The sequence below is a fragment of the Peribacillus asahii genome, from assembly GCF_004006295.1.
Classification (GTDB): domain Bacteria; phylum Bacillota; class Bacilli; order Bacillales; family DSM-1321; genus Peribacillus; species Peribacillus asahii_A.
In genome coordinates, this window is record NZ_CP026095.1 from 1,688,582 (window position 1) to 1,707,847 (window position 19,266).

20 protein-coding genes are annotated in these 19,266 nt (G+C 38.9%); 19 read left to right on the forward strand and 1 reads right to left on the reverse strand.

The features are described 5' to 3' along the window. The first annotated feature begins 37 nt into the window (after positions 1-37). From BAOM_RS08235 to BAOM_RS08325, 19 genes are all read left to right on the forward strand, one after another. Positions 38-814: a 3-hydroxybutyrate dehydrogenase gene (locus tag BAOM_RS08235; RefSeq protein ID WP_127759853.1), complete on the forward strand. Its 777-nt coding sequence runs from the start codon at positions 38-40 to the stop codon at positions 812-814. Between the two features lie 271 nt (positions 815-1,085). Next, positions 1,086-2,471, forward strand: a complete 1,386-nt coding sequence (locus BAOM_RS08240; RefSeq protein ID WP_127759854.1) for an MATE family efflux transporter — start codon at positions 1,086-1,088, stop codon at positions 2,469-2,471. A 180-nt stretch (positions 2,472-2,651) separates the two neighbouring features. Further along, positions 2,652-3,719 (forward strand): phosphotransferase family protein, encoded by a 1,068-nt coding sequence (locus BAOM_RS08245; protein ID WP_127759855.1) that lies wholly within the window; start codon positions 2,652-2,654, stop codon positions 3,717-3,719. A gap of 12 nt (positions 3,720-3,731) precedes the next feature. After that, positions 3,732-4,481 carry a 2-phosphosulfolactate phosphatase gene (locus tag BAOM_RS08250; protein WP_127759856.1) on the forward strand — a complete coding sequence of 250 codons (750 nt, stop codon included), beginning with the start codon at positions 3,732-3,734 and terminating at the stop codon, positions 4,479-4,481. 40 nt (positions 4,482-4,521) lie between these two features. Next, positions 4,522-5,697, forward strand: a complete 1,176-nt coding sequence (locus BAOM_RS08255; protein ID WP_127759857.1) for an acyl-CoA dehydrogenase family protein — start codon at positions 4,522-4,524, stop codon at positions 5,695-5,697. A 20-nt stretch (positions 5,698-5,717) separates the two neighbouring features. Next, positions 5,718-6,482 carry a 3-oxoacyl-ACP reductase FabG gene (gene fabG / locus BAOM_RS08260; RefSeq protein WP_127759858.1) on the forward strand — a complete coding sequence of 255 codons (765 nt, stop codon included), beginning with the start codon at positions 5,718-5,720 and terminating at the stop codon, positions 6,480-6,482. A gap of 13 nt (positions 6,483-6,495) precedes the next feature. After that, positions 6,496-6,945 carry a MaoC family dehydratase N-terminal domain-containing protein gene (locus tag BAOM_RS08265; protein WP_127759859.1) on the forward strand — a complete coding sequence of 150 codons (450 nt, stop codon included), beginning with the start codon at positions 6,496-6,498 and terminating at the stop codon, positions 6,943-6,945. After that, positions 6,942-7,349, forward strand: coding sequence for a MaoC/PaaZ C-terminal domain-containing protein (locus BAOM_RS08270; RefSeq protein WP_127759860.1), 408 nt, complete (start codon positions 6,942-6,944; stop codon positions 7,347-7,349). The genes BAOM_RS08265 and BAOM_RS08270 overlap by 4 nt, the downstream gene beginning before the upstream one ends. Before the next feature lie 160 nt (positions 7,350-7,509). Continuing rightward, positions 7,510-8,715: an acyl-CoA dehydrogenase family protein gene (locus BAOM_RS08275; protein ID WP_127762499.1), complete on the forward strand. Its 1,206-nt coding sequence runs from the start codon at positions 7,510-7,512 to the stop codon at positions 8,713-8,715. 18 nt (positions 8,716-8,733) lie between these two features. Then, on the forward strand, positions 8,734-9,507 hold the full coding sequence (locus BAOM_RS08280; RefSeq protein WP_127759861.1) for an SDR family oxidoreductase: 774 nt from the start codon (positions 8,734-8,736) through the stop codon (positions 9,505-9,507). Positions 9,508-9,522: 15 nt separating this feature from the next. Continuing rightward, positions 9,523-10,692 carry a thiolase family protein gene (locus BAOM_RS08285; protein ID WP_127759862.1) on the forward strand — a complete coding sequence of 390 codons (1,170 nt, stop codon included), beginning with the start codon at positions 9,523-9,525 and terminating at the stop codon, positions 10,690-10,692. Between the two features lie 92 nt (positions 10,693-10,784). Next, a complete protein-coding gene (locus tag BAOM_RS08290) occupies positions 10,785-11,348 on the forward strand; it encodes a TetR/AcrR family transcriptional regulator (protein WP_127759863.1) in 564 nt (187 codons plus the stop codon). A gap of 34 nt (positions 11,349-11,382) precedes the next feature. Beyond that, complete coding sequence (locus BAOM_RS08295; protein ID WP_257467673.1) at positions 11,383-11,811, forward strand: acyl-CoA thioesterase; 429 nt, start codon at positions 11,383-11,385, stop codon at positions 11,809-11,811. A gap of 74 nt (positions 11,812-11,885) precedes the next feature. After that, on the forward strand, positions 11,886-13,556 hold the full coding sequence (locus tag BAOM_RS08300) for a long-chain fatty acid--CoA ligase (protein ID WP_127759864.1): 1,671 nt from the start codon (positions 11,886-11,888) through the stop codon (positions 13,554-13,556). Between the two features lie 31 nt (positions 13,557-13,587). Continuing rightward, positions 13,588-14,454: a branched-chain amino acid ABC transporter permease gene (locus BAOM_RS08305; RefSeq protein WP_127759865.1), complete on the forward strand. Its 867-nt coding sequence runs from the start codon at positions 13,588-13,590 to the stop codon at positions 14,452-14,454. Continuing rightward, complete coding sequence (locus BAOM_RS08310) at positions 14,451-15,464, forward strand: branched-chain amino acid ABC transporter permease (RefSeq protein WP_127759866.1); 1,014 nt, start codon at positions 14,451-14,453, stop codon at positions 15,462-15,464. Before BAOM_RS08305 ends, BAOM_RS08310 begins: the two co-directional genes overlap by 4 nt. 3 nt (positions 15,465-15,467) lie before the next feature. Continuing rightward, a complete protein-coding gene (locus BAOM_RS08315) occupies positions 15,468-16,232 on the forward strand; it encodes an ABC transporter ATP-binding protein (RefSeq protein ID WP_127759867.1) in 765 nt (254 codons plus the stop codon). Then, positions 16,225-16,932, forward strand: coding sequence for an ABC transporter ATP-binding protein (locus BAOM_RS08320; RefSeq protein ID WP_127759868.1), 708 nt, complete (start codon positions 16,225-16,227; stop codon positions 16,930-16,932). The genes BAOM_RS08315 and BAOM_RS08320 overlap by 8 nt, the downstream gene beginning before the upstream one ends. Positions 16,933-17,011: 79 nt before the next feature. Further along, positions 17,012-18,196 carry an ABC transporter substrate-binding protein gene (locus BAOM_RS08325; protein WP_127759869.1) on the forward strand — a complete coding sequence of 395 codons (1,185 nt, stop codon included), beginning with the start codon at positions 17,012-17,014 and terminating at the stop codon, positions 18,194-18,196. Positions 18,197-18,267: 71 nt separating this feature from the next. Here the strand turns inward: BAOM_RS08325 and BAOM_RS08330 are convergent, their stop codons facing one another. Then, positions 18,268-19,170 (reverse strand): glutamate biosynthesis transcriptional regulator GltC, encoded by a 903-nt coding sequence (locus BAOM_RS08330; protein ID WP_127759870.1) that lies wholly within the window; start codon positions 19,168-19,170, stop codon positions 18,268-18,270. Between the last annotated feature and the right edge of the window lie 96 nt (positions 19,171-19,266).

The following is a 19,266-nucleotide window of genomic DNA, read 5'->3' on the forward strand; positions in this document are numbered from 1 at the left end:
TAAAATAATAAAAATTTGTTTTATGGGAGGAGCTAATATGGTAGAAGGTAAGGTTGTGTTTATTACTGGAGCAGCAAGTGGTATTGGGAATGAAATCGGCGCAGCATTTGCAAAAAGCGGCGCGAAAGTGGTATTTACCGATTTAGATGAGAAAAAGGTAAAGCAAAGTATAGCAGCGTTAGTAGATGAAGGATATGATTGTTTAGGATTAAAATGTGATGTGACAAAGGAAACGGAATTACAGCAAGCCATTCATCAAACAATTGAGACGTATGGACAGTTGGATGTATTAATCAATAATGCTGGATTACAACATATTGATTTAATTGAAGAATTCCCTACTGAAAAATTTGAATTGCTCGTTCAAGTGATGCTGACGGCTCCTTTTATCGCAATGAAGTACGCATTTCCCATTATGAAACAACAGAAATCAGGAAGAATTATTAATATGGCATCGATTAATGGACTTGTCGGATTTGCTGGGAAAGCAGCCTATAATAGTGCTAAGCATGGGGTAATTGGATTAACGAAAGTTGCAGCGCTAGAAGTGGCGAATTACGGTATTACTGTTAACGCTTTATGTCCTGGTTATGTGGATACACCGCTCGTTCGAAATCAGTTGACAGATTTAGCTCATAATCGCAATGTCTCATTAGAGAAAGCTATTGAAGAGGTTTTATATCCACTGATTCCTCAAAAACGGTTGCTATCGGTTCAGGAGATAGCAGATTATGCCATGTTTTTAGCAAGTGATAAGGCGAAGGGGGTTACGGGTCAAGCGGTTGTACTAGATGGAGGATATACAGCACAATAATGATTAAGCGAAAATGTAATCGGATTCATGGACAATAAATGAATATGAAAGAAAGCTAATTAGATAGGAAGCACCTTTTCTTTTGCAGAGAAGGTGCTTTTTAATATGTGCTATAAATCATGATTAATCTCTACATTTATTGATTTAGAGTTGTTAATGAATTATTTTCGGAAAATTCATTTAAATAAAAATTCATATGACGAGTGTAAATTTGTGGTATGATACCATTTGTCTTAAAAATAGAGAAGTAATTGTAAGAAGGTGACAGCTTATGGGTAACTCCATAGACGCAAAAAAAGAGGAACAAACCTCTAAAGAATATCATTTGTTTTTCCTTACATGGCCTATCTTTTTAGAACTCTTTCTATTTATGTTAATGGGAATTGTCGATACGTTCATGTTGAGTGCGATATCAGATAATGCGGTGTCTGGGGTCGGTGCAGCTAATCAATATTTGCATATTGCTATTTTAATTTTAGAAGTGATTGGGAATGGGGCTGCGATTGTTGTTGCTCAGTATATCGGTTCGCGTAGAATGCTGGAAGTTGCCAAGATTTCTGCTTTAGCTATTGTGCTTAATCTACTTGTTGGTTTATGTTTGAGTGCTGTATTTATTTTTTTCAGCGGCAGGATGATGCGTGCATTGCATTTGTCTGGTGACATTTTGTATTATGCGGAAAGTTACTTAACGATTGTTGGCGGAGCGATTTTCCTTCAAGCAATAATTAATTCCTTAGCTTCTATTATTCGGGTGCATGGTTTTACAAAACAAGCGATGTTTGTATCGCTTGGTATGAATATTTTTCATATTATCGGTAATTACGTACTGATATTTGGGAAATTTGGTTTTCCTGAATGGGGCGTTCAGGGAGCGGCGATTTCTTCTGTCGTGAGTCGTTTTCTTGCTATATTTGTGTTTTTCTGGCTTTTGTATCGCGTAATGGAAGTACCTGTAAAGCTTGCTTATTATGTTTCATTATCCTGGGAGTATATTCGAAAAATCTTAAAAATCGGTGTACCTTCTGCCTTTGAACAAATTATGTATCAGAGCTGTCAAGTTGTGTTTTTATATTATGTAACGTATTTAGGAGCTAGTTCCTTAGCGGCTAGACAGTATGCGATGAACATATCGATGTTTATCTATTTATTTGCTTTAGCTATTGGCATGGGAACGGCGATTATTGTCGGTCATTTAGTTGGTGGAAATCGGCAGAATGAAGCGTACATTAGAGTATGGAAAAGTGCAAAATGGGCAAGTGGGGTAACTCTTGTCATGGTAGTCATCGTTATTGTGTTTCGTGAACAATTTATGCGTTTATTTTCAGACGATCCTGAGATTATTCGTATGGGAGCGAGTGTTTTAATTCTCAGCATTTTGTTAGAAACAGGACGGACTCTTAATATTGTCATTATTAATTCGCTAAGAGCAGCTGGAGATGCAAAATATCCTGTATATATTGGTTTAATCTCAATGGTCGGCATGAGTCTGCCATTAGGGTATTTTCTTGTGTTTCAGTTGAATCTTGGATTAGTAGGAATTTGGCTAGCAATTGCAGCGGATGAATGGACGCGGGCTATTATTATGTCTTTTCGCTGGAAGAGCCGCGCTTGGGAAAAGCATGCTCTTGTAAAGCCTGAAAGTTCGGAAGCGGCATAAAGATGTAAAAAGCGATGACTCAAGGGGTGTATTCCTTTTGAGTCATTTTTATTGTACGAAAAAATAAAAATGGAAAACACTTGAAATTTTTTACGTATCTATTGTACAATAAACCTATAACATACCAACCGGTTAGTTAGTTAATGAAAGCGGATTCAAATAGAATAGGAGGGAAAATGGATGAGTCATAAAATCATCGATACAAAGCCAGTACGAAAGGGCGAAGAATTAAATGCTCATGTACTGGAAACCTTCTTGAGAAAACATCTAGATAAACTGCCGGATGAAACTTTAATAATTGAACAGTTTGGAACAGGACTATCGAATCTTACATACTGTTTAAAAATAGGAGAGTGGGAAGCCGTTTTACGTCGGCCGCCTAAAGGTCCAGTTGCTCCGAAGGCCCATGATATGGGGAGAGAATTTCGAATTTTGTCTGAAATTCATCCGATTTATTCATTAGCTCCAAAACCTTACCTCTTTTCTGTAGATGATTCAATTGTCGGCAGCCCATTTTTTATTATGGAACGAAAAAAAGGCATTGTAATTGATTCACAATTTCCGTCACATATTCAGCCTACTCCCAAACTACGTCAATCGCTATCCAAGATGATGGTAGATCAACTAGTTACCCTTCACAATATTGATTACACAACAACACACCTTATTGAAATTAGCCGACCTAATGGGTTTATGGAACGACAAGTACATGGCTGGATTGCTCGATATGAACGAGCTAAAACTCATGATATTAAAGGAGTTGAACAGCTTCAAAAATGGCTTGTTAAAGAAATTCCAACCCCTTCTACTGCTACGATTATTCATTACGATTATAAATTTAATAATGCGATGTTTTCCGAAGATTTAACTTCGATGATTGGTTTGTTTGATTGGGAAATGTCCACAGTTGGTGATCCTTTAGCGGATCTCAGTGCAGCGATGAGCTATTGGACACAGGCAGATGATCCGGATTTATTAATTCAAGGATTGGGAAAAACGCCGATTACGGTTCAAGATGGTTTTCTCACTCGTCATGAATTTATCGAATTATATGCGAAGAAGAGTGGACGAGATGTAAGCAATATTCATTTTTACTTAACATTTGCGTATTTCAAATTAGCCGTCATTTGTCAGCAGATTTTTTATCGCTACTATAAAGGACAAACGAATGACCCGAGATTTGAGCATCTTCATCGAACTGTGAACAGTATTATTCAACATGCCATTAATATTTCTACTGAAGAATAAGGGGGTGCACGTTTGACAAAAATTCACTTATTAATGAAAAAAGAAGAAATTGATTATGCGAAAATGGCTGACAATAAAATTGCTGTTGTATTTGATGTACTGCTAGCTACATCAACGATTACATCAGCCCTCTACCATGGAGCAAAAGAAGTGATTCCGGTATTAAATGCGGAACAGGCGCTATTTGAAGCAAATAAACGAAAAGATGATAGCTGCATTTTAGCAGGGGAATATGAAGGGAAAGTGATTGACGGTTTTCTAGGTCCACATCCTCTGCAGCTGCAATCGTCACTTTTTCAAAAGTCGCTGATCCTATCAACAACAAATGGAACCGTTGCTATTCGAAAAAGTTCATCAGCAAAAAAGGTGTACATTTGTTCTTTGTTAAATGGGCAAGCCGTCGCCAATAGACTTGCTGCTGCGTTACATGATGAAACAATTATTGTCGTCTGCTCTGGCTCATCAAATGAATTTTGTTTAGAAGATTTTTATGGAGCTGGTTATTTTCTATATGAGCTCCTTCAACAAAAACAAATGAAGTGGGAGCTTTCCGATGCTGCACAGGCTGCCTTAGCTTTTTATACACATTCACCGAAGAATGGGGGCTCATTGTTGAATCAATCTCGAGTAGGAAAACTGTTGAAACAATACGGGCTGCAAGATGAAATGAACTTTGTGGCAAGCGAGGGAATAATCCCTACTGTTCCGGTTCTTACCAATAATTTTAGAGTCATCGCAGAAGAACAACATATTGTGAAGTAAGCCTATCTCTTGACAAAAATAAAAAATAGGAGCTGATCATATGTATTTACGTTTATCAGATGAACAAAAGATGGTTCAAAAGACGATTCGAAAATTTGTTGAAAAGGAGCTTATTCCATTAGAAAATGATGTACTTCGAAATGAAAGAGAAGGGAAACCTTCCTTAGCTCCTGAGAAATTAAAAGAGCTTCAATTAAAGGCGAAAGAAGCTGGTTTTTGGGGAATTAATACACCCGAGGAATATGGCGGGGCGGATCTTGGACAAATGATGATGGCGCTTGTTTATATGGAAGTATCGAAAACATTTGTCCCTTTCACATTTGGAGGTTCGGCGGATAATATTTTATATTATGCCAACGAGGAACAAAAGGAAAAGTATTTACTTCCAACGATTAATGGAAAGAAAAAATCATGCTTTGCGATGACAGAACCAGATGCAGGATCCGATACAAGAGGGATTAAGATGACGGCTGTTAAAGATGGAAATGAGTGGGTGTTGAACGGAGAAAAAACGTTTATCACAGGTGGGAATGAAGCGGATTTTGTTATGGTTATTGCGATTACAGATAAAGAAAAACATGCGAAAACAGGACGCGATGGAGTAACCTGCTTTATTGTAGATCGCGATATGGGCTGGAAATCGGAATATATTCATACGATGGGAGATTGGGGGCCTGCTGGTTTAGTATTTGATAATGTACGAGTACCGGAGGAAAATATTTTAGGTGAATTGCATGGGGGCTACAATTTAGGTCTAGAGTGGATTGGTTTTGCCCGCTGGATTGTAGGGGCTCGTGCGGTTGGAACAGCAGAAAGACTGTTACAAATGGCTATTGATTATTCACAAGAAAGATATACATTCGGTAAACCAATTGCTGATCGACAAGCAATTCAATGGAAAATTGCTGATTCGGCAGTTGAGATTGAAGCGGCTAAATGGTTAGTTTTAAATGCAGCGTTTACGTTGGATCAAGGAGAGGATAATCGTCATTTAGCTTCGATGGCCAAATTATATGGGGCGAATATGGGAAATCGAGTCGTCGACCGCGTACTGCAAATTCATGGAGGCATGGGGTATACAAAGGAATTGCCAATTGAACGTTGGTACCGTGAAGCGAGATTGTGGAGAATATATGACGGAACAGATGAAATTCAACGTCTTGTTATTTCAAGAAATTTATTAAAAGGTCATGTGAAAGTAGGTCAGTACGTCTAAAACAAAGGGGGAGAGTTCAGATGAGTAAACGTTTTGAAGGGAAGGTCGCTTTTATTACAGGAGGCAGCAGGGGAATTGGGAAAGCAGTGCTTGAGCAATTTGCTGAAGAAGGAGCAATTGTAGCTGTCATTGATGTGAATGAAGAGGCGTTAATGTCCACTGCGAATGAGTTTAAAGAAAAAGGCTATACGATTTATGCGAAGGTTGCGAATGTCGTAGATTCAGAGCAAGTGAAAGCGGCTGTCAAAGAAGTATATGACTTGTATGGTTCGGTGGATATTTTAGTGAATAATGCGGGTGTTATTCGCGACAATCTATTATTTAAAATGACTGATTCTGATTGGCAAACCGTTATGGATGTTCATTTAAAAGGCGCATTTAATGCGACCCAAGCTGTTCAAGAGTATATGGTTCAAAATAAATATGGCCGAATTATTAATATCTCTTCTACTTCTGCACTTGGTAACCGTGGACAAGCAAACTATGCAACGGCAAAAGCGGGTTTACAAGGATTTACGAAAACGTTAGCAATCGAATTAGGTAAATTCGGGATTACAGCTAATGCTGTTGCACCTGGTTTCATTGAGTCAGATATGACAAAAGAAACCGCAAGCCGGATTGGTATTTCCTTTGATGAACTCGTTTCAGCAAGTGTGGCTAATATTCCGGTTGGTCGAAGTGGCCGACCAGCTGATATTGCTAACGCTGTCGCTTTCTTTGCAGATGAAAAATCCTCTTTTGTAAATGGCCAAGTGATTTATGTAGCTGGGGGACCAAAAACATAAGGGAGGGATATAGATGTTTCAATCATTTATTGGTGCATGCTCGGATAAAGTGAAAAATCGAGTTGAAAGAGGAGCGGTAAAGAAGTTCGCTGCTGCGATTGGAGATCTTCATCCTATTTATATAGATGAGGAAACAGGAAGAAAATCTCGGTACAAACAAAATATTGCCCCGCCCACTTTTTCACGAGTGTTCGACTATGGAACGATTGATGGATTGAACCTTCCAGCCAAAGGATTAATTCATGGTGAACAAATATATACGTTCAAACGCCCGTTATTAGTAGAGGAAGAAGTATATTGCTATACAGAGATTATGGATTATTACGAGAAATCTGGAAAAAACGGAAAAATGGGCTTTTTAGTGTTACACAATACCGGTGAAGACCGTAATGGTGAATTTCTCTTTAAAGCTAAGCAAGTGGTTATTATTACAGAAACGGTTCGAAAGGAGATTTCTGTATGATGTTACTTCAACAATTAGAGGTCGGGGAAACGTTAGCCGATATCCAATTAGAGCCTGTATCACGGTTAGATTTAATTAAATATGCAGGAGCTTCTGGAGATTACAATCCGATTCATACGATTGATGAAGAAGCGAAAGCGACGGGGTTACCAGGGGTCATTGCTCACGGTATGTGGACCATGGGCAATTTATCCAAGTTATTCACCTCATATTATGAGGAAGGATTTATTGAAACCTTCTCCATTCGATTTAAAGGTATGGTATTTCTACATGATGTGATTCGCATACAGGCTACGTTAGCTGAAAAATCATCACAAGCATTGCGGTTTCAAGTTAGAGCTGTCAATCAACGTGGAGAAGATGTGATAGCGGGAGAAGTGATGTATGCTCTTTATGAATTGTAAACAGATACAAAAGTGATGGTTCTCTAACAAAGAGCCATCACAGTTACATAATAGATTATAGACAGATAGATAAGCATAAGACTAGTCAATTGAAATAAAACATGAACTAACATACTGACTAGTTAGTATTAATTAAAAATCATAAAAGGGTGTGTTTATGATGAATTTTGCATATTCAGATAAGGTGAAGCAATACGAACAAAAACTATTGCGTTTTATGGACGATTATGTGTATCCCAATGAACGATTATATAAGGAACAATTAGATCCGCATAATCGTTTTGCTAAAACGCCCCCGATTTTGGAAGAGCTAAAACAAAAAGCGAAAGATCAAGACTTATGGAATTTATTTTTACCTGACAGTGAATATGGGGCAGGATTAACGAATTTGGAATATGCCCCTCTTTGTGAAATAATGGGTCGCTCTAGCATTGGGCCTGAAGTGTTTAACTGTGCGGCTCCTGATACAGGAAATATGGAAGTGCTCGTCCGCTATGGGACAGAAGAACAGAAGCAACAATGGCTCCAGCCCTTATTAAATGGGGAAATTCGTTCTTGTTTTTCGATGACAGAGCCTGATGTCGCTTCTTCAGATGCGACGAATATTCGTACGAGTATTGTTCGTGAGGGTGATGAATATGTCATTAACGGAACAAAATGGTGGTCATCAGGTGCAGGAGATTCGCGCTGCAAAATTGCGATTGTTATGGGAAAAAGTGATACGAAAGCGAATAAATATGAGCAGCAGTCAATGATTCTTGTCCCTTTAGATGCAGAAGGGGTAACGATTAAACGAATGTTACCTGTTTTCGGTTATGATCATGCTCCACATGGTCATGCAGAAATCGAGTATAAAAATGTAAGGGTGCCTGCCTCCAATATAATCTGGGATGAGGGGAAAGGATTTGCCATTGCTCAAGGTCGATTAGGACCTGGCCGGATTCATCATTGTATGCGAACAATTGGTGCCGCGGAAAGAGCGTTAGAAGAACTATGTAAACGAGTAGAAAATCGACAGGCTTTCGGTAAGAAACTAGCTGAGCAAGGTGTTATTCAAGAGTGGATTGCCGAATCCAGGATTGAAATTGAACAAGCGAGACTTCTTACATTAAAAGCGGCTTATATGATGGATACAGTTGGAAATAAAGAGGCCAAGGCGGAAATTGCAATGATTAAAGTCGTTGCTCCCAATATGGCTTTAAAGGTAATTGATCGTGCGATTCAAGCACTAGGTGGTGCTGGTGTAAGCGATGATTTCACTTTAGCAGCAAGCTATGCCAATATTCGAACATTACGATTAGCAGATGGTCCAGATGAAGTTCACCGTAGAGCGATAGCTAAATATGAACTGCAAAAATACCGTTAAATAAAGGAGGAACGAAAAATGCATGTAAAAGAATTGTTTGATTTAACAGGACAAGTAGCCGTCGTAACTGGTGGTGGTCGCGGACTCGGAAAGCAAATAGCAGAAGGTTTTGCTGAGGCAGGAGCAAATGTCGTTGTTTGTTCACGAAAAGAAGCGGCCTGTATGGAAGTAAGTGAACAATTGAAAAAAATGGGGGTAGAATCACTGGCGTTGAAATGTGATATTACGAATCCTGAAGACATTGAAAATCTTGTTGCAAAAACGCTTGAGAAGTTTGGACGAATTGACATTTTAGTCAATAATAGCGGGGCAACGTGGGGAGCTCCTGTGGAAGAAATGCCGCTTTCTGCTTGGCAAAAAGTAATAAATACAAATGTTACCGGAACATTCTTAATGTCACAAGCTGTTGGAAAAGTGATGTTAGAGCAGCAATATGGAAAGATTATTAATATCGCTTCTGTAGCTGGACTAAAAGGAAGCAATCCAAAGTTGATGGATACGATTGGCTATAATTCTAGTAAAGGTGCCGTCGTTACATTTACGAAAGATTTAGCAGTGAAATGGGGAACGCGCGGGATTTATGTAAATGCTATTGCCCCAGGATTTTTTCCAACGCAAATGTCTAAAGTAACGATGGAAAAGGGCTCCGAACAATTTTTAGAAGGAACACCACTTCGAAAATTTGGTACAGAAAATGATTTAAAAGGAGCCGCTGTATTTCTAGCTTCTAAAGCTTCTGACTTTATTACAGGTGAAATTCTTGTCGTAGATGGCGGTACAAACGCTACATAAAAGGAGGAGAAAAAAATGAAGAGAGATGCAGTTATTGTGTCAGCTGTCCGTACAGCTATTGGTCGTCAAGGAAGTGCGCTTGCAACAGTTCCAGCTCATGTTTTTGGAGCAGAAGTAATCAAGGAAGCAATTAAACGAGCGAATATTACACCAGACATGATTGAGGATGTTATTTTTGGGAATGTATTGAGCGGTGGAGGGAATATTGCACGACTAACGGCTTTGCAAGCTGGGCTTTCGCTTGAACTACCAGGTATTACAGTTGATCGTCAGTGTGGTTCCGGTCTTAATGCCATCAATTTGGCAGCGCAAGCGATTCGCGCAGGAGATGGAGATATTTATATCGCTGGTGGTACAGAAAGCATGAGTCAAGCTCCATACTTGATGAATCGGCCAACAAAGGCCTATAGTGCTGCTCCGCCTGCTTTTCGTAAATCGCAGCTTTCGCCGAAAGAGATAGGAGATCCGCCTATGGGCATTACAGCTGAAAATCTTGTGAAGAAATACGAGATTACGAGAGAAGAACAAGACGCCTTTTCTCTTCGTAGTCAGCAACGAATGTCAGCAGCTATGCAGGAAGGACGCTTTGATGAGCAAATTGTGGCCATTGAGATTCCGAATAGGAAGGGAGAGCTGACTATTTTTAATCGTGATGAACATCCAAGACCGCAAACGACACTAGACGCTTTAGCAAAACTTCCTCCCGCTTTTCTTGAAGGTGGTTCGGTCACAGCCGGAAGTAGTTCGGGTTTAAATGATGCGGCTTCAGCACTTGTTATCATGTCTCGAGAAAAAGCTGAACAGTTAGGTCTTAACCCGCTTGCAACGATTCGTGAATATGCTGTAGCAGGCGTGGATCCGAATATTATGGGAATTGGTCCTGTTCCGGCTACACAAAAGGTACTTGAAAAATCAAAATTAGCACTAGATGATATCGATTTAATCGAAATTAATGAGGCGTTTGCAGCGCAAGTTATTGCCTGCGATCGAGAGCTTCAGATGAACCCGGAGAAAGTCAATGTCAATGGAGGAGCGATTGCTCACGGTCATCCACTAGGAGCAACAGGAGCTATTCTAGCAACTAAGGCTATCTATGAATTAAGGAGAAGCCGAGGAAAATATGCATTAATTGCAGCATGTATTGGCGGCGGTCAGGGGATTGCGACGATTATTGAAAGAGAATAGCGTGAGTTCGTACGTTATTTAGTAGAAAGTAGAGCCTTATATTTGTATGTTATAATGGTAAAAAATTCTGCTAAATGAGAGGACAAATACGTATGAAAGATAAAATACTTCAAACAAGCCTCACTCTTTTTGACCAAAAAGGATATCGAGAAACTTCTATTCAAGATATCGTTGATTCACTTGGTGTAACGAAGGGAACATTCTATTATTATTATTCCAGCAAAGAAGAATTATTAAAAGCTATTTGCTTAGCTTATATTGAAAATCTTGTGCAGCATCAAGAAGAAATTATTCATCATCCAACGAAAACAAATACAGAGAAATTACATGATATTATCTATATGCTTCTCGACCGAATTGAAAGAGAACGAAATGAAGCGCGAATCTTTTTTCGAGAAATGAGAAATATCAAAGAAGAGCATATAGAAGAAATCAAACAAATACGCACTCAATTTCGCCTGAATTATCAAAAAGTTTTAGAGGATGGCATCAAAAATGGAGAATTTAAAGCGAATGCACATCCAAACATACTCGCTCTAGGTATTTTAGGAATTACGAATTGGAGTTATTATTGGTATAGTTCCGAAGGTGAAATGTCTGTTGAGGAATTGACTAGGCTATATTTAGATTTCATTTTACATGGCATTAAATCGTGAATATCGATTCGTTTAGTAAAGAGGTGAGATTTTCGTGGATCAACATATCATTGATATTCATATTCGCATGTCCGAGACGAATGCTTCTGGACATGTGAGTAATACGAGTTATTATATTTACCTAGATGATGCAAGGTCACAGTTTTTTCATGCGGTAGGTTTTGGCAGTAAAGAACAGAATATGAGCTTTGTTTTAGCCTCTTGTTATTGTGATTTTTTACAAGAGGTATTCTTTGGTCAAACATTACAGATTGAGACAACTGTCAGTAAAATTGGGACGAAAAGCTATACACTGCAGCATCAAATGATTGATCGAGCGACCCGAAGTCTCGTTGCGAAGGCACAATCAGTTGTTGTCTGTTTTAATCATCAAAATAAACAATCTGTAGCCATACCCGATGCGTTATATGAGGGACTTAAACGATATGAATCCAATAATCAGTTTATTAATCCGAGCACGTAACAATATGGAATAGACTATATAGAGATTCTTTTTTTAGATTTGCTGCATCATTTCATGAAAAGGGAGCGATGAAGATGCTTACTAATCATTACAAATTTTGGCCAAGAATTCCGACCTCATTAACTCTGCCACAAACTTCTCTGTACGATAACCTCTCTGTTACTACTAAAAGATATCCAGATAAAACGGCGTTAATTTTTTATGGAACCACCATAACCTATAAAACATTGCATGATGAAGTAATTGCTCTAGCGGGTTTTTTGCAACAAGCATTTGAAGTGCAAAAGGGTGAGAAAGTATTGCTATTTATGCAAAATTCTCCTCAGTTTATTGCTGCGTACTATGCTATTAATCGTGCAGATGCCGTTGTTGTTCCGATTAACCCTATGTTAACGGCTTCAGAGCTTGAATTTTATATAAAAGATTGTGAGATTCAAACGGCCATCATCGGTCAAGAACTCTATGATCAAGTAGCTCCTTTATTACAATCTACAACATTAAACAATCTTGTTATTGCAGCTTATTCAGATTATCTTACGGCTAACGAAGTGATTCATTTGCCAAAAGAAGTAGCAGAGCCGCGAAAAAGTTTTGAGGGAAATCAGCATGTTTACTGGCAGGATGCCATTGCAGCTAATTATGTACCAACTGCTCATACAGTAGATGCGAATAGTTTAGCGGTAATCCCTTATACGTCTGGCACCACAGGTTTGCCAAAAGGGTGTATGCATCCGAATAAAACGGTTCAAGCCAATATTCTCGGTTCATTTCATTTTTCCAGACCAACACCCAATACAATTCATTTAATGACGCTTCCTCTCTTTCACGTCACAGGAATGGTTCAAAGTATGCATACGCCTATTTATACGGGAAGTACGATTGTCATTATGACGAGATGGGATCGTGAGCATGCGCTTGAATTCATTCGATTGTATAAATGTACGCATTGGGTGACGATTAGTACGATGTTAGTCGATTTTTTATCGAATCCAAATTTGGGGGCCGAAGATGTAGCTTCTTTCCTCTCCATTTCAGGCGGCGGTGCAACTTTACCAGAAGCGATAGGTCAAAAATTGTTGGAGTTAACGGGTATTCGATTTGTAGAAGGGTATGGACTATCTGAAACGATTGCCCAGACACATGTTAATCCGCCAGATCGACCAAAGCTCCAATGTTTAGGTGTGCCAACTTTCGATGTGGATTCAAGAATTATCGATCCTGCGACGGGGAAAGAGCTTGGTGCAAATGAAGTAGGAGAAATCGTTACACATGGACCACAAATTATGACTGGCTATTATAACCGTGAAGAAGAAAATAAACACGCTTTTATTGAGCTGGATGGCAAGTCCTTTTTTAGAACAGGGGATATCGGTCGTTATGATGAGGAAGGGTACTTTTTCATTGTTGATCGTGTAAAACGAATGATTAATGCGTCCGGCTATAAAGTATGGCCGACCGAAATTGAATCGTTTCTTTATAAACATCCAGCTGTTAAACAAGCATGTGTTGTCGGTGTCCCGGATGCAAGAAGAGGAGAAACGGTGAAGGCTTTCGTCATCTTACAAGATGAATATGTTGGTAGAATTAGTGAGGGTGAAATTAAACAATGGGCAAAAGAGCATATGGCTGCGTATAAATATCCTCGAATTATTGAGTTCAAGCAAAGTTTTCCGACTACAAGCAGCGGCAAAATTCTTTGGAGAAAGCTTCAAGAAGATGAGTTGTCCAAATTAGAAAACGCCTAATGAGATGATGGGTGGAAAAGGAGGAGAACAAGTGGATATTCTTATACAACAGTTATTTAATGGGCTAACCATTGGAAGCGTTTACAGTTTGGTCGCATTAGGCTTAACGTTAGTATATGGTATTTTGCACATTCCTAATTTTGCACATGGGGCCTTATATATGATGGGCGGGTATATGACCTTTACGATGATGACGAAGTTCGGCTTTCATTATTGGCTAGCGATTCTCATTGCTGTTGTGGCTGTAGGTCTGCTTGGTGTGTTAATGGAGCGGTTTGTGTTTCATCCACTAAGAAACGCTCCTCCATTACATGATAAAATCGCTGCAATTGGAATTCTCTTGTTTCTTGAATCCTTTGCCCAATTAGTATGGGGTGGGGATTATTTAACGATGCCTACACCATATAACCAAGTGGTTTCGATTTTCGGCTTAACCTTTACAATGCAACGTTTGTTAATTATTGTCGCTGCAATCGTTATTATGATTGCTCTAAATTTGTTCTTAAAAAAGACGTTCACAGGGGCAACGATTATTGCAATGTCGCAAAATCGAGAAGGAGCGAATTTAGTTGGGATCAATACAACAAAAGTGGCGATGCTGACATTTCTTATCTCAGGTGGGCTGGCAGCACTTGCTTCCTCACTGGCCTCACCAATTAATCTTGTTTTTCCAGGTATGGGGCACTTAGTAATCCTAAAGGCTTTTGTCATTATCATTTTGGGTGGGATGGGCAGTATTCCTGGAGCCATTCTAGGTGGTTATATTTTAGGATTTAGCGAAAGCTTAGGTGCAACCTATATTTCGAATGATTATAAAGATATTATTGCCTTCATACTTCTCGTGCTGATTTTAACAATCAAACCAACGGGATTATTTGTTAAGGGGGGACATACATGACTTCAATCTTCAATAAAAGAAACAGTATCATTTTCTTTGTCCTTCTTTCTCTTATCTTTCCAACTGTTGTTCCAAACGACTATTTTCTATATTTAATGACAACGGCTTTTATATGGGTTATTGCCGTATCTGGTTTAAATATACTTGCTGGCTATACAGGCTATTTATCGTTAGCACATGCTGGTTTCTTTGCTATCGGAGCTTATTCTCTAGGTCTGCTGACCGTTAAGGCTGAAATGAATTATTGGATCGCCTTTGTTTTAACATTAGGGATTACTTCGCTGATTGGATTATTTGTTGGCTTAATTGCTTTACGAACAAAGGAACATTTTTTCGCTATTTACACATTATGTGTCGGTTATATTATTTATTTGGTCATTGATAAGTGGGAAGGGCTAACAGGGGGAGTTCGTGGCTTAATTGGCATCCCTACACCAGCGAATATAGGACCGATTGCTTTTGATAGTGTACATTCCCAATATTATTTAGTGTTGTTTTTCATGCTTCTTTCTCTGTTGATTATTTATCGAATTGTTCATTCTTTAACGGGAAGAACATTTATTGCTATTCGAAATAGTGAGCAGTTAGCGACAACAATTGGGGTTTCAACGATGAAAAATAAATTGCTTGCGTTTGTATTGTCTACTTTTTTTGCAGGGATGTCTGGGGCCTTGTATGCCTCAGTGATTCGGTTTATTGGTCCGGAAATTGCTTATACGTCTGTAATGTTTGATTTGCTTATGTATCTTTTAGTAGGTGGGATTGGTACCATTTCCGGACCGGCTGTTGGAGCGATTGTCATTGTTTGGGTTTCACAACAGCTACAATTTTTACAAGAATATCGCATGCTTATATTCGGTCCTCTTTTAACGCTCATTATTATTTTTTATCCACGGGGCATTGTGGGGGCTTTCATCAGTCTAAAGACTAGAGCGCAAGCAAAAAAGAGGAAAGTTCCCATCGTTAATGAGTCATTGACACCAACGAAAAAACAAATAGAGGAGGGATGAGCTATGTATTTAGAAACAAAACAGTTAACGAAGAGATTTGGTGGGTTAGTAGCGGTGAATCATGTTGATTTTTCGATTGAAAAAGGGAAAATCAATGCGATTATTGGTCCGAATGGAGCCGGGAAATCGACTTTCTTTAACTTGATTAGTAGTTTTCATCCTCCGACATCTGGACAAGTAATATTTAAGGGGACTGATATTACGACACTGCCAGCTAATCAAATTGCTAAATTAGGGATATCACGAACGTTTCAAACAACGAATCTTTTTGAACAAGCAACTGTTTTAGATAACGTTATGGTTGGTCATCGCTTACGAACAGAGTCGAATTTGTTTGATGCCATTTTTAGAACAAAGCGCTTGAAGCGCGAAGAGAAGCAATGCAGGGAAAAAGCGATGGAGGTGCTCACCTTTGTTGGGTTACAAAATATTACACATAAAATGATTACCAATATCTCGCAAGAAGAGAAAAAAAGAGTGGCCTTTGCTTTAGCTCTCGCAACAGACCCGGAAATTATCTTTCTGGATGAACCGGCAGCGGGAGTGAATCCGGATGAAACAGAGGGACTAGCCGAGTTAATGCAGAAGATGGTCGATTATGGTTTAACTGTTTGTCTGATTGAACATAAAATGCAAATGGTGATGAAATTAGCTCAGAAGATTATGGTATTGAATTATGGTGAAAAAATTGCAGAAGGAACGCCAGATGAGATTAAAAATAATGAAGCGGTCATCAAAGCGTATCTAGGAGGGAGTGCGATTGCTTAGACTACAAGATGTTTCGATTAAACATGGCGAATTCACAGCGATTTCAAATGTGAATATCGAGGTGAAGTCCGGTGAGATTGTTGTTTTGCTAGGAGCGAATGGAGCTGGAAAAAGTACGTCATTTCGGGCGATAAGCGGCTTAAGTAAACCGCATCAAGGAGATATTCTTTTTCAAGGCTGTTCTATCCTGAAACTTTCTGCTGATAAAATTGTACAAGCTGGTATCGTTCAATGCTCGGAAGGAAGGAATTTATTTTCTGCGATGAGTGTACAAGAAAACTTGCAAATGGGTGCCTATATTCATCGGAGAAAAAAACAACAAATTAAACAGTCGCTGGAACATGTATATGAATTATTTCCGATCCTTCATGAAAAGCGCCATGATGCAGCGGGATCATTAAGTGGGGGCCAGCAACAAATGCTCGCAATTGGACGTGCATTAATGTCTAAGCCAAAGCTAATGATGCTGGATGAACCTTCTGTTGGATTAGCGCCGCTTATTGTTGAGCAAATGTTTGCTGTTATTCAGCAAATCAATCAGGAAGGCATGACGATTTTACTTGCGGAACAAAATGCGAATGCGGCTTTAAAAATCGCTTCAAAAGGTTATGTATTTGAAAATGGTTCGATTGTAACAGAGGGAACGCGAGAACAGCTGCTTGCGAATGATCGTATACGTAAAGCTTACATCGGTGCTTAATAAGGTGGAGTTTCTATCAGTAGGGAATGTTTATCTCTGTTGGTCCGCAATCAACTAATCGTTATGGAGGGAGAAGCTTATGAAACGATTTAAAGGTTTGTTTTTACTCAGTGTAATTGTTATGTTAGTATTTGTAACCGCGTGCAGTGACTCAACAACAGGTGGTTCATCTGGAAAAGACGGTGAAAAAGGGGTCGTCAATATTGGGTATAGTGGTCCGCTTAGCGGGGCTGCCGCTTTTTATGGAGAACGAACATTAAATGGTTTAAAAATGGCTGCTGAAGAAATTAACGATGAAGGCGGATTTGAAGTGAATGGGAAGACATATACGATTAATCTTGTGCCATTAGATGATAAATATCTCCCTAATGAAACGGCTTCCAATGCAAAACGATTAGTTCAAGAGCATAAGACACCGATTATTTTTACACCACATAGCGGTGGAGTATTAGCCCTGCAAGTATTTAATGAAGTCGATAACTTTATTATTGGTGCTTATACATCTGAACCAAGTGTAACAGAAGAAGGCAACAAATTAACGGTACAAATTCCCCCTAAATATGATGGATATGTAGAGCCGTTTACAAACTATGCGATGGAGCGATTTGGTAACAAAATCGCGGCATTGCCAACTAGTTCACAGTACGGAAAAGATTGGACAGAAACCTTATTACCTTATTGGAAGAAACAAGGTGGAGAGGTTGTCTATGAGTCTTCGATTAACTTTGCGAAAGATACAGATTTCTTTACAGTGATTACGAATGCGCTGAAGAAGAAACCAGATGTTCTTTTTATCGGTGGTGCGTCCGAGCCAACGGCCAAAGTAGCTAAACAAGCACGAGAACTTGGCTTTAAAGGTGGATTCATCGTCATGGATCAAGCAAAACTAGATGAAATGAAAAAAATAACGGGTTCCTATGAAGTACTAGAAGGTGCAGTAGGCGTATTGCCTCTTATTTATTCAAAAGCACCCGGGGTTCCAAGTTTTAAAGAAAAATATAATGCTAAATATAAAGAAAATCCAGGATCAGAAGCAGGTATTCATTATATAGGTTTACATGCATTTGTTGAAGCAATGAAAGCAGCAGGAACTGTAGATGATTCGAAAAAAATATATGAACATGTCCAAGATGGATTGGATGCCATTCCAGAAGAAAGAAAAACATACCTTGTTCCGAAGATTACAGAAGCAGGTTCATTTGATTATGAATTACACTTTGGTGTCGTTGAAGATGGAGAAATCAAGGAGATGGAAGCTGAATAAAGGCTAAAAAAGCAAGAGATGTAAAAGTAATGAGGTTCCATTACTTTTGCATCTCTTTTTTTGATTTCCGATTACTGATACTGCTCCAGCATGGAGAAGAATTTTTTGACAAACTCATAAAATACTTTTTCGGTTGGTGCTAGTTCTCTATGTTTAGAAGTAATGATTCCAACAGTTCGTTTTACTTGCGGTGTATCGATTTTTATTTTTACTGTAGAGGGAGGAGTTGTATTATAAAGCGTTCCATCAGGTAAAAGGCTAACGCCGATGCCGGCTGAAACGAGCCCTTTTATCGCATCCATATCCTCTCCCTCCGCCGTAATATGCGGTATAAAGCCTGCTTGTTCACATGCATTAAAGGCAATCTGGTGAAGAACATAACCTTTTGGGAATAATACGAAGTCATCATTTCGTAAATCGCTAAGCACTAGGCTTTCTCTTTCAGCCAAAGGATGGCTAGAAGGAACTAAAGCGGAAATACCCTCTGAGAATAAAATATGCGTTTCCAAATCAATTTCGTTTGTTGGGACAGGTCCAAGAAGTGCTAAACCAATATCGCCATTTTTAACAGAATCAATTAAAAAGGCATAAGAACCTTGTCGCAAATGGTAAGAAACGTTTGGTTGTTTTGCTTTGAAAGCGGAAATAACGGTTGGCAGCAAGTGATTAGCAAGGCTTGTTGGATAGCCGATTTTAATGGTTCCGCTTTCTGGAGATAAGTATTCATCAATTTTTTCTTTAGCATAATCGATCGCTTTAATCGCTGATTTCGCATGCGTTAAAAAAATCTTTCCGATTTCCGTTAATTTAATATTTCTTCCAACTCGTTCAAACAATGTTACACCGAGTTCTGCTTCGAGCTTCGTAATCTGAAGACTGATGGCTGATTGAGCTACATGCAGATGTTCTGCAGCGGATGTAACATGCTCTCGTTCAGCAACTTCTATAAAATAACGTAATTGTCGTAGTTCCATATTATTTTCCTCACTTTTCCTTTATATCTATATAAGATATAAACAATCTCATTAGTGGATCGTTTATATCAATATCGCATTCTAAAATGGATAAAG